The following is an 11,256-nucleotide window of genomic DNA, read 5'->3' on the forward strand; positions in this document are numbered from 1 at the left end:
CATGACCTCTTCAACCCTAGAACACACCGACCAGGCCACGCTGGAGGAACTGAGCGCCTCGCTGCCACCCGCCGAACTGGTCCAGGTGCTGGCCAGCCGCATGCGCGCGGGCCGGCATGACGAGGTGGGCGCCTTCACGCGCAAGGCCTTCGACGACTATTCCAACCCCGTCCGCGCCCTGGGCAACTTCGATCTGCCCTGGACCCATGACCATGAACTGTGGCTGGCCTTCGCGCGGCAGACCATCCCCTTCGGGCGCACGATCGACGGCAGCCTGGACGGCGACATTCCACGCCACAGCCCCGAGCTTGCGGCCGAGTTCGAGCAGATGGCGCGCGCCAGCCTGGCCCGTCCACCTGCGCCGGACGGCGACAACGACTACCGTGAAATCCGCATCCTGGACATGTTCGGCTGGCTCTGGTACCCGGGCATCAGCCGCGAACGGGTGATGCAGCTGCTGGACTGGGCCGCGGAGCTGAACGTCCAGTCCGGCGCCAGGTATGACAGAGTCGACTGGAAGCTGCTGCTGGGCAGCCTGGACGACCAGGACCTGATGGAGCTGGCCGAGCGCGGCGGCGCGCTCTATGCCGACATCCGCGATGTCTACATGACGCGGCACAGCGACGTTCCGCACCCGCAGCGCTGCGCGCCCTGGTACGACTTCTACCGCCGCCATCCCGACTGGTTCGACGACCAGCCCATCAACGAAGACCCGGGCCTGATCGCGCTGCGCTGGGACCTGGGCGCCGACGCCCAGCGGCGGCTGGAACTGGTCAACCTGCTGCTGGGCAGGGCGGACCGCGAGCCGGTTGATTACTTCATTCCCATTTTCGACCGCCTGGTGCGGGAGGATGCCGCGCCCTTCATCGCCTGGATCGAAGGATGGCAGCCCAAGTACCACTTCGATGCGGTGGTCGCCCGCCAGATCTGGAAGGCACGCTACCCGGAGCTTTTGCCCCATCTGCTGCGCTGCATATTGCAGAAATCGCGCATTGAGCCCTTCATCGGCCTGCTCAACCAGATGCTGGCCGAGCAGCCCGACTATCTGCGCGAGATTCCCACCGTGCGCCTGGCCCCGCTGCTGGCGCAGCTGGACCCGGCCATGCTGCATGCCCGGCTGCCCCTGCTGGGCGAACTGCTGGCGGCCAGCAGCTCGCGGGCGCTGCGCGAAGCGGTGGCGCGCTTCATGCAAGGGCTGGATGCGCAGGCCGTAGGCGCTGTCTTCGAGTCCAACGCCTGGCTGCAGCGGCGCGAGAAAGCGATGCAGCTGGCCTGCCGCGACATCCTGCTGGCCCACCCCGACCCCGGGGTCGCGCCGCTGCTGCAGGCGCTGCTGCGCACGGGCCTGGACCTGGGCTCCGAAAGCATGGTCGAGGGCCGGCTGCTGGCCCTGGGCGTCCCAGTGCCGGGCGCTCTGACCGTGGCGCAGGGGGAGGAGGGCCGGGTCCCGCTCGATGCGCTGGAGTCCCGCGTGGCGCGCTTCAAGCGCTTTTCCAGCAGCATCAAGGCCTATGACCAGCCCGAGACCCTGGCGCTGTTCGCGCCGCTGTCCGAGCATGCGGCCCGCACCGTACTGCACCTGGTGGCCACGGCCGAGGAAGAGCTGCCGCCGCTGGTGGAGCAGTTGCTGGCCCAGGTGCCGGCCGAAAGCCGCGCCCAGCTGTCCCTGCACCTGGTCAATGCCTGGGTGGCCCTGGAGGGCGAGCCCAAGGCGCGCTGGGCGCTGCGGCTGGCCACCGGCCATGTCGATGACCGCCTGGTGCAGACCCTGGTAGCCGCCGTGAAGGCCTGGGGCTGGAGCAAGAAGCTGCGCGCCATCATCGCCGTGGAGCAGCTCGGTGCGCTGGACACGCTGTATGCGCTGTCCCAGGTCCAGACTCTGTCCAGCTCGCGCAAGCTCAAGGACCTGGTGATTGAAGCCACGCATGACGCGCTCAAGGCGGCCTCCCAGCGGCGCGGCCTGAGCCTGATCGAGCTGTATGACGAGCTGACGCCCGATTTCGGCCTGGGCGGCGAAGGCCTGGTGCTGGAGGTGGGCCCGCAGCGCTACCGCCTGCAGCTGCAGGGCGACCTGAGCCTGCGCGTGGTGGGCGACAAGGGCAAGGCCTCCAAGACCCTGCCTGCGCTCAAGGACGAATCGCTGCGTCTGCAGTGGAATGCGGCCCAGGCCGAATTCAAGACCGTTGCCGCTGGCGTCAAGGCCATCGCCAGGCAGCAGGTGCCACGCCTGGGTACCGCCTTCATGACGGGACAGCGCTGGTCCGTCCCGCGCTGGCGCAGATTGTTCCTGCTGCATCCCCTGCTGCGCATCGTGGGCCGCAGCCTGATCTGGCGGCTGGAGCAGGGCGCGAGCTTTCGCATTGCCGAGGACTTTTCCCTGCTCGACGCCACCGACGATGCCGTGGAGCTGCCCGACGATGCGCAGGTGCTGCTCTGGCATCCGGTCGATGCCGCAGCGGGCGAGGTTGAGGCTTGGCGCACCTGCCTGGCCGACTACGAGCTGCAGCCGCTGATCGACCAGTTGAACGCAGGCGCACAACTGCCCGAAGCCGGGCAGTGGAAGAGCCATGCCCTGCACCCCGCCGGCCCGCTGCAGATACGCCAGGGCGCGCTGTCCGGCCTGCTGGCCAAGTGGAACTACCGCCCCGGCCCCGTGGGGGACGGCCCCGGCATCTACGAGCACAAGCTGGACCTTGCAGGCCCGCAGCTGTACATCGAACTCCACCACGGGCGCTACCTGCCGTTCATGGACCTGGACAACCGCGTGGACATCACCCATGCCGTGGTCTATGACAGCAGCCATCGCGGCGAGGATGGCCGCTGGCCCCGGCTGCTGCCGCAGCAGTGGCCGCGCGCACTGCAGGCCACGCTGATGGCGCAGTTCGCGGCCATCGCCGCCAAATCGGCCAGCACCAAAGAGAGCGACTGATGGCCACCAAACGCATTGCAGCGGCCACCCCGGAGCCTGCCGCCCAGCGGCTGCCGGCCGAGATGGCCCACGCCCAGGAACTCGCGGCCCTGCAGGCCGCCGACCAGGGCCCGCGCCCCGACGGCTGGCGCCTGAGCCCGCGCTCCGTGCGGCGCTTCATCCTGGGCGGTGCGGAACCTGACGGCGGCGGGCCGGCCATCGCGCGCAAGATCCACGGCAACGATGCCCTGGTCGAGCGCGCCATCGTCACCCTGGCCGGCCAGCGCGGCCTGATGCTGGTGGGCGAGCCGGGCACGGCCAAGTCCCTGCTGTCCGAGCTGCTGGCCGCCGCCATCAGCGGCGACAGCAAGCTCACCGTGCAGGGCGGTGCCGGCGTGGTGGAAGAGCAGATCCGCTATGGCTGGAACTACGCCCTGCTGCTGCGCGACGGCCCCGGCCCCGAAGCCCTGGTGCCCGGCCCGCTGCACCGCGCCATGGGGGAAGGGCGGCTGCTGCGTTTCGAGGAAATCACGCGCTGCTCCACCGAAGTGCAGGACTGCATGGTGCCCGTGCTCTCCGAGCGGCTGCTGCAGATTCCCGAACTCAAGCACGAGCAGCCCTGGCTGCTGGCACGGCCGGGCTTCAATGTGATTGCCACGGCCAACCTGCGCGATCGCGGCGTCAACGAGATGTCGGCCGCGCTCAAGCGCCGCTTCAACTTCGAGACCATGCGCCCGCTCGAAGGCGTGGCCGCGCAGGCCGCATTGATAGGGCAGGAGGTGGGCCGCGCACTGGCGCAGCAGCGCATCGGCACCACCGTCGCGCCCGATGTGCTGGCCCTGTTGGCCACGGCCTTCCAGGAGCTGCGCAGCGGCAGCGTGGAGGGCACGGCCGTGGAGCGGCCGGGCACCGTGCTGTCCACGGCCGAGGCCATCGACGTGGCCTTCAACGCCGCCTGCCAGTGCTGGTACTTCGGGCAGGAGCAGGTGGGACCGGCCCACTTGGCGCGCCACCTGCTGGGCACGGTGATCAAGGACGACGACGAGGACCAGCGCCGTTTCGCCGAATACCTGCGCGTGGTGGCACGCCAGCGCGCAGGGCAACCGCAGTGGCAGGACTTTGTCGCAGGCGGCCGTGAGCACTGACGCTGCCGCGTGGCTGGCGCCGCTGCCGCAGCTGCGCTTGGTGCCCGTGCGCCACCACAGCCCGCGCTGCGCCCACCACCTGCGCGCGCTGATGCGCGAGTTCAAGCCCACCCACGTGCTGATCGAAGGCCCGGGCGAGCTCGATGCCCTGCTGCCCGCGCTGCAGCACGCCCAGGCGCGTCCCCCGCTGGCCGCCTACCTGCATGCGGCCATGGCCGGGCCCGGCGCGGCCGAGCAAGACTGGCGCTGCCGTTGCTACGTGCCCTTTGCCGCCTTCTCGCCCGAATGGGTGGCCCTGCGCGAGGCGGCGCGGCTGCGCAGCGCCGTGCGCTTCATCGACCTGCCCTATGCCGACAGGCTGGCGCAGGCCGCGCAGCTGGACTACTTCGCCTGCGCGCCCGAACCCCTGCTGGCCGACGAGCCCGCGCGGCGCGCGCCCGACGTGCTGGCCGGCCTCATCCAGGCCAGCGGCTGCCGCGACTTCGACGAATGGTGGGACCGGCATTACGAATCAGGCAACGAGGACGCCTCGCCCCAGGCGTACTTTGCCGGCGTGCTGGCCTTCAGCCAGCTGCTGCGCGAGCGCGAGCAAGGCGCGGGCGGCAGCGGCATGGATGCCGAGGACGTGGCGCGCGAGGCCCACATGGTCGCCCAGGTCAGCGCGGCCCTGGCCGAAGGCGGGCGCTGCCTGGTGGTCTGCGGCGGCTTCCATGTGCCCGGCATCGTTGCCGGCCTCTCGGCCCCCGCCCGGCCTGCGGACGCCAGGCCCGCCATCGATGTGGGCGTGCACCTCATTGCCTACACGCTGCAGCGGCTGGAGCGCGCCAGCGGCTACGCGGCCGGCATGCCCATGCCCGGCTACTACCAGGGCGTATGGCAGGCGCTGGAGCAGGGCGCTTCGCAACCCGATGCCCAGGCCTGGCCCGAGATGGCGGCACGCACCGTGAACAGCCTGCGCGCCCGGGGCATGCCCGCCAGCCTGCCTGACGCGGCCGAGGCCGTGCGCCTGGCCCATGGCCTGGCCGCTTTGCGCGCATGCCGCGGCGGCCGGGCCGAGCTGCTGGAGGCGCTGGACAGCGCCGTGTTCAAGGAGCATGCCCAGGCCCTGCGACCGCAGCCTATGGTGCAGCAGACCGGGCAGCAGACCGGGCAGCAGACTGCTCAATGGCTGCTGGACGCCGACGACTACGGCCAGCTGCCACCCAACGCGCCGGCCGCCCCGCTGCTGGTCGATGTGCAGGCCTTCTGCCTGCGCCACCGCCTGCCCGTGCGGCCTGCCGCACCCGTGCGCAAGGAGCTGGACATCTACCGCAGCGCGCGCCACCGCCGGCTGTCGCAGGGGCTGCACCGCCTGTGCTACCTGGGCGTGCCCTATGCGCAGCGCCTGGCCGGGCCGGACTTCGTGGCGGGCACGGGCCTGGCGCGTGTGCGCGAGGTCTGGACGCTGGGCTGGCAGGTCGAGACCACGGTGGCCCTGACCGAGGCCATGTGCCACGGCTCCAGCCTGGAGGAAGCCGCGGTGCACCTGGTGCGCGAGCGCCTGGCGCAGACGGCCCACACGGAGCCCGCGCAGCGCGTGCTGGAGGTGCTGGTCATGGGGCTGGACGGCATCGCCCAACAGGTGCTGGACACCGTGCAGGCCTGGATGGAGCGAAGCCACGACGCGCTGGCCCTGGCCCGCGCCACGGGCTGCCTGGCCCTGGCCTACGAGGCCCGCCATGCGCTGGGCGGCGTGGGGCTGGCGCGCCTGCTGCCGCTGCTGCGGCGCTGCTTTGCGCAGGCCTGCCTGCGCCTGCCCTGGCTGGGCGAGGGCGATGCATCCCAGCAGGCACAGGCCCTGGATGCCCTGGCCGATCTGCACGGCATGGTCTGCCGCCACGCGCCCTGGGCCGACGCCGGCCTGTTCCACGATGCCTGTGCCGCCCTGCATGAGGCAGGCGCCGACAGCGCGCCCGCGCGCGTGCGCGGCGCCACGGCCGGCATCCTGAGCATGGCCGGCCGCTGGCAGATCGCGCAGACCGATGCCGCCCTGCGCGCCATGCTGGGCCTGGCGCAGGTCGATGGCGCCGCCATGGGCGAATACCTGCAGGGCTTTGTGCGCGTGGCCAAGGGCTGGCTGCTCAGCCATCCGCCGCTGCTGCGCCTGCTCAGTGACGGCATTGCGCACTGGCCGGAAGACGCCTTCCTGGCCGGCCTGCCGGCCTTGCGGCTGGCCTTTGCCCAGTTGACCCGTGCCGAACTGCGGCAGCTGGCCGGGCGGCTGGCGGGTCTGTCGGGCGCGGCCCCGCCACCCGGCGCAACCACGCTGGCCTGCGTGCACCTGCCATCGGACGAGGCCCTGGCGCACAGCCGCGCCCTGGCGGCCCAGGTGGGCCGGCTGCTGCAACCCTGGGGACTGTCATGAGCCGGGAAGATCCGCCAATGCACGAGCCGCCAATGCAGGAACAGGCAATCGATGCCGCCACCCTGCGGCGCTGGCGCCTCATCCTCGGGCCCGAGGCCGCCCAGCCCCTGGCTGCGGCGCAGCCGCTCGATGACGCCGATGCGCGCCGCGACGCGGCACTGGACTATCTCTACCAGCGCGAGCACCGCCTGCGCGAGCAGCCCGACGGTGCAGGCACCGACGCCTGGCAGGGCACAGGCGGGCTGTCCGCGCGCCAGGGCGGCAGCGGCGTGCCGGAGCCCCAGGCCGTGCCCTGGCTGGGCGAGGTGCGCGATCTGTTCCCGCGCAGCGCCGTGGAAACGCTGCAGCGCGATGCGCTGTCGCGCTATGGGCTCCATGGCCTGCTCAGTGATCCCCAGGTCCTGGCCGAGGCCACGCCCAGCATCGAACTGGTGGCCGCCTTGATGGCGGTGCGCACCAGCCTGCCCCCCGAGGTGCTGGCCGAGGCCCGCCAGTTGGTGGCGCGCGTGGTGGCCGATCTGCAGGCGCGGCTGTCCTCGCGCGTGCACTCGGCCCTGGGGCGGCGGCGCAGGCGCCGCAGCAGCCGGGGCCAGGGGCAGATGAGCGATCTGGACTGGCCGCGCACCCTGCGCCACAACCTGCGCCACTACCAGAGCGAGGAGCAGGTGCTGGTGCTGGAGCGCCTGTTCTTCAGGGAGAACGAAGCACAGCGCCTGACCTGGGACCTGTGGCTGGTGGTGGACCAGAGCGGGTCCATGCATGAATCCGTCATCCACAGCGCCGTCATGGGCAGCATCTTTGCGCGCGTGCGCGCCCTGCGCACCCATGTGCTGCTGTTCTCCGACGCGGTGGCCGATGTCACCGGCCAGCTGCATGCGCCCGAAGAGCTGCTGCTGGGCGCGCAACTGGGCGGGGGCACCAACATCGGCGCGGCACTGGCGCATGTGGCCGGGCAGCTTGCCGCGCCGCGCCGCAGCGTGATCGTGCTGATCACCGACCTGTACGAAGGCCATGACGAGGCCCGCGTCGTCGCCGAGACAGAGCGGCTGGTTGCCAGTGGTGCCCGCGTGCTGGTGCTGGCTGCGCTGGACCGCCGCGCCCACCCCGACTATGACCGCGACTTGGCCGCGCAACTGGTGGCGCGCGGCGCCCAGGTCGCCGCCATGACGCCCGACCATCTGGTGGATTGGCTGGCCCGGGCCATGCAGGGAGGGCGGCCCTCATGATGCAGGAATGGCTGCGCACCCTGGACGATGACGCCATTGCCGACTGGGCCAACAAGGGCCTGCTCAAGCGCGGGGCCAAGGCCCTGGCGGCGGTGGATGCAGGGCAGTGGGAACTGGCGGCCAACCAGGCCCGCGCCGGCATCGAAGGCCATGTCCAGACCCTGGCCGGCGCGGGCTTTGCCACGCTGCAATGCAGCTGCCCCGCATTTGGCCCCTGCCACCATCTGTGCGCCTTGCTGCTGGGCCTGCGGGCGCGGCTGGCCCACGAGGCCCCGGCCGATGGCATGGCCCAGGCGCCTGCAGCCCCGTGGCTCGACGGCGATGCCGGCGCCGTGGCCCAGGCCTTTGGAATGGCCGCCCAGCGCAAGGCCCTGCGCTGGATGGCCCAGGGCTTTGAGGCGGTGCTGGAAGAGGCCCCGGCCACGCTGATCGGCGAACTGTCCAACCCCGACGAAGTCACCGTGCGCCTGCCGCGTGCCGGTGGCCTGGCGGCGGCCAGTTGCAGCTGCAAGGCAGCGGCCTGCGCCCACCGCGCCCTGGTGGCTTTGCAGGCCCGGCGCCTGGCGGGCGCACCCATGCCGGAGCTGCCGGCGCATGCGCTGGAAGCCGGCGCACTGCAGCGGCTGGCCCAGGCGCGCCAATGGCTGACCGGCTGGGTGCTGCAGGGTCGTGCAGGCATGAGCCCTGCCTTCCTCGACCAGGGCGAGGCACTGGCCACCGAACTGCGCCAGGCCGACCTGCCGCGCCCTGCCAGCGTGCTCAACCTGCTGGTACGCGCCTTGCGTGACGAGCGTGCAGGGCGTGCCGGTGCGGCCGAACGCGTGGCGCCCTTGCTGGCCGCGCTGTGGATGCTGCTGCGCGGCCTGGCGCAACAGCCCATGCCACGGCCCCTGAGCGAACTGGCGGGCGTGCACAGGCGCAGCTACCGGCGCGTGCAAGGCCTTTGCCTGCACGCCGTGGCAGCCGAGCTATGGCATGCGCGCGGCGGGCAGCGTGGGTTTTCCGTGCATTTGCAGGACGCGGCCAGCGGTCGGTATCTGACCTGGTCCGCATCGCGCGCCGAAGGCTTCGACCCGGAGTGGGAACCGGCCGGGGCGCTAGACTCGGAAACCCTGGGCGGCCTCACCGCAAGGCAGCTGCTGCAAGGCCCCCATGTGCTGCTGGACGGCTGGGCCAGCGACGATGGCCGCTTGTCGGCGCGCGACGCCACGCGGCTGGCACCGGCCCGGGCGACCGGCCAGCTGCCGACCCAGGCAACCAGCCCGCTGCCGGTGGCCGACGACCCCCAGGTCCTGCTGCGCCGCCATCTGCAGGAGCTGCATGCCGACCCCTGGCGCCAGCAGCCGCCCCTTTGGGCACGGCTGCAGGTGACCGGCAGCGGCCTGGCGCTGCGGGACGAGCTGCTGCAGCGCTGGACGATTGCATTGCAGTCGCCGGTGCCCGGGCCTTCCCTGTCCCTGGTGGGCGATCTGCACGGCATGCAAGGCAGGGCGGGTGAGGCATTGCGCAAGGAACTGGCGTGCGGCCGGGTGCTGCAGGAAGTCTTTGGCCGCGTGGAGATCGCGGCAGGGCAACTGCAGATTGCCGTGGCTTCCGTGCGCTGGCAGGACAGCGCGCACTGGCACCATCCCAGCACGGACTGGCCGCCACCGCTTGCCGAAGTCGGTGTGGAGAAGGCTCCATGAGCAATTCAAGCAAAGCAAGCAACGAGAGCACCACCGCGCCGCTGCGCCATTGGCTGGCACAAGGCCAGGCCTGGCTGGCCGACATGCAGGCCGCAGGCCTGGCGGGGGCAGGCATGCCGCTGCTGGCCGCCGGCCGCGCCTGGGCCGACGAGGGCGCGCTGCTGGGCTGGGGCGCCCTGGCAAGGCAGATGGACGGCGTGCTGGACCCACAGCTTCCGCCGGCGGAGCGCGCCGCCGCCTTGCTCGACATCGCGGTCTGGGTCATGACCGCGCAGCGGCTGCAGGCCGGTGCGGATCAGTCCTTGTCCTGAAAAAAGCCATTCAGTTCGGCGCCCGGCGTGGCCTGGGCGAACGCGTCGAAGCGCCCCGTCTCGGCAATAGAGCGCGCCGCATGCAGAAAGCCGCCCCAGGCCGCGCGCGCCAGTGCTCCGCCCACGCTGATGCGGCGCACGCCCATGGCCTCGGCATCCTGCAGGCTCCATTCGCTGGCCCCTCCGATCAGTAGATTCACCGGCTTGGGTGCCACGGCCGCCACCACGGCACGGATCTGCTCGGCGCTGCGGATGCCGGGTGCGTACAGGCAGTCCGCGCCGGCCTCGGCATAGGCCTTGAGCCGGGCAATGGTGTCGTCCAGATCGGGCCGGCCCACGAAGAAATTCTCCGCACGCCCGACCAGCAAGGTGCCGCCACCGGCCTCGTCGATGGCGGCACGGGCGGCGCGCAGCCGGGCCACGGCTTCCTCGATGCTGCGCAAGGGGTTGGCTGCATCGCCCGTCGAGTCTTCGATGGACAGGCCCGCCACGCCGGTGTCCACGGCCATGCGCACGCTTTCGGCAACCTCCTGCGGGCCCAGGCCGAAGCCGCTCTCAAAGTCCGCATTCACGGGCAGATCGGTGGCCGCGACCAGGCTGCGCAGATGCTCCAGCGTCATCTCGCGGGAGATGGCGCCATCGGGCTGGCCCAGCGACCAGGCATGGCCCGAGCTGGTGCTGGCCAGCGCCTTGAAGCCCAGGCCCTGCAGCATGCGGGCGCTGCCCGCATCCCAGGGATTGGGCAGTACAAAGCAGCCCTGGCGGTGCAGGGCGTGGAAGGTGGCGCGCTTTTGTTCGGTGGTGGGGGTCATGGGGGCACTCCGTTGCGGGGTCAGGGCGCTGGTGGAAACAGCAGGGGCCGCGCGGCCAGGGACGGCAGCACGCAAGCCACATCATGGGCGCAGTCCGGCACCACGACGAAGCGGCGTGGCCGCTGCGGCGCCAGCAGCTCGCGCTCGTAGGCCGCGAAGGCGTGGCCTCGCTGCAGCCGGAACGGGCCTTGCAGCATGGCGGCGCAGGACTTGTCGAGGATGGGATAGAACGCGCCCTTGTCCGCGCTGCTGTCCAGGGCGCCTTCCAGGTAGTCGATCTGCGCGGCCGCATAGCGAGCCCGCGCGGCAGCCGCATCGCGCCCCAGGTGGCCGGGCAGGTCCTGCAGGCCGTACTTCCAGCGGTCATGGCCCGGGCAGGAGCTGGCGGCGGGCGGCGCATGGAAGACATAGCTGCACGCCCCCGGAAACGCCGCGCCTGTGCCGCAGGCTGCCCAGTCGGTGCTCTGCCCGGCCATCTGCGGCTGTGGCCGTACGGGATCGAAATACAGCCAGGTGCCCGGGTCGGCGATCACGTAGCGCAAGGTGACTGTGCCCGGCGCATCGGCTGCAAAGGCCACGCTGTGCTGCAGCATCTGCGCCCCTGCCGAAAAACCCGCCAGGGTCACGCTGCGCAGGCCGGGCCAGCGCTGCACGAGCTCGGCCACCAGCGCATCCAGCGCGGCGAAAGAACCTATCGGATGCGGCCCCAGCGAGGGCTCGCCGGCCAGCCAGCCCGCGCAGGTCCATACCGCGTCTGCGCTCCCG

Annotated in this window: 7 protein-coding genes and 1 pseudogene; 6 read left to right on the forward strand and 2 right to left on the reverse strand. The window is 71.6% G+C overall.

The window, feature by feature from the left end:
• Nucleotide 1 precedes the first annotated feature (1 nt).
• Genes JHD82_RS05075 through JHD82_RS05100 form a run of 6 tightly spaced genes read left to right on the forward strand, consistent with a single transcriptional unit; the run spans nucleotide 2 to nucleotide 9,679 of the window.
• Nucleotides 2-2,929, forward strand: a complete 2,928-nt coding sequence (locus JHD82_RS05075; protein WP_199135609.1) for a DUF4132 domain-containing protein — start codon at nucleotides 2-4, stop codon at nucleotides 2,927-2,929.
• A complete protein-coding gene (locus tag JHD82_RS05080; RefSeq protein WP_199135610.1) occupies nucleotides 2,929-4,053 on the forward strand; it encodes an AAA family ATPase in 1,125 nt (374 codons plus the stop codon). Before JHD82_RS05075 ends, JHD82_RS05080 begins: the two co-directional genes overlap by 1 nt.
• Nucleotides 4,043-6,457 (forward strand): DUF5682 family protein, encoded by a 2,415-nt coding sequence (locus JHD82_RS05085; RefSeq protein WP_199135611.1) that lies wholly within the window; start codon nucleotides 4,043-4,045, stop codon nucleotides 6,455-6,457. Before JHD82_RS05080 ends, JHD82_RS05085 begins: the two co-directional genes overlap by 11 nt.
• Before the next feature lie 32 nt (nucleotides 6,458-6,489).
• Entirely contained in the window at nucleotides 6,490-7,683 is a 1,194-nt protein-coding gene (locus JHD82_RS05090; RefSeq protein WP_199135612.1) for a VWA domain-containing protein, read from the forward strand.
• Nucleotides 7,680-9,368, forward strand: a complete 1,689-nt coding sequence (locus tag JHD82_RS05095; protein ID WP_199135613.1) for an SWIM zinc finger family protein — start codon at nucleotides 7,680-7,682, stop codon at nucleotides 9,366-9,368. Before JHD82_RS05090 ends, JHD82_RS05095 begins: the two co-directional genes overlap by 4 nt.
• Nucleotides 9,365-9,679 carry a hypothetical protein gene (locus JHD82_RS05100; protein WP_199135614.1) on the forward strand — a complete coding sequence of 105 codons (315 nt, stop codon included), beginning with the start codon at nucleotides 9,365-9,367 and terminating at the stop codon, nucleotides 9,677-9,679. Before JHD82_RS05095 ends, JHD82_RS05100 begins: the two co-directional genes overlap by 4 nt.
• On the opposite strand, the gene JHD82_RS05105 is transcribed toward JHD82_RS05100, so the two are convergent.
• Both JHD82_RS05105 and JHD82_RS05110 read right to left on the reverse strand, forming a co-directional pair.
• Nucleotides 9,664-10,491: an oxaloacetate decarboxylase gene (locus JHD82_RS05105; protein WP_199135615.1), complete on the reverse strand. Its 828-nt coding sequence runs from the start codon at nucleotides 10,489-10,491 to the stop codon at nucleotides 9,664-9,666. The genes JHD82_RS05100 and JHD82_RS05105 overlap by 16 nt on opposite strands.
• 20 nt (nucleotides 10,492-10,511) lie before the next feature.
• Nucleotides 10,512-11,256, reverse strand: a pseudogene (locus tag JHD82_RS05110) (hypothetical protein); the annotation flags it as partial.

Source organism: Delftia sp. ASV31, assembly GCF_016428765.1.
Taxonomy (GTDB): domain Bacteria; phylum Pseudomonadota; class Gammaproteobacteria; order Burkholderiales; family Burkholderiaceae_C; genus Comamonas; species Comamonas acidovorans.

Excerpts from the sequence above, each read along its gene's own strand:
- JHD82_RS05090 (WP_199135612.1), top strand. The coding sequence starts at position 6,490 with ATGCAGGAACAGGCAATCGATGCCGCCACCCTGCGGCGCTGGCGCCTC.
- JHD82_RS05100 (WP_199135614.1), top strand. The coding sequence starts at position 9,365 with ATGAGCAATTCAAGCAAAGCAAGCAACGAGAGCACCACCGCGCCGCTG.
- JHD82_RS05075 (WP_199135609.1), top strand. The coding sequence starts at position 2 with ATGACCTCTTCAACCCTAGAACACACCGACCAGGCCACGCTGGAGGAA.
- JHD82_RS05080 (WP_199135610.1), top strand. The coding sequence starts at position 2,929 with ATGGCCACCAAACGCATTGCAGCGGCCACCCCGGAGCCTGCCGCCCAG.
- JHD82_RS05105 (WP_199135615.1), bottom strand. The coding sequence starts at position 10,491 with ATGACCCCCACCACCGAACAAAAGCGCGCCACCTTCCACGCCCTGCAC.
- JHD82_RS05095 (WP_199135613.1), top strand. The coding sequence starts at position 7,680 with ATGATGCAGGAATGGCTGCGCACCCTGGACGATGACGCCATTGCCGAC.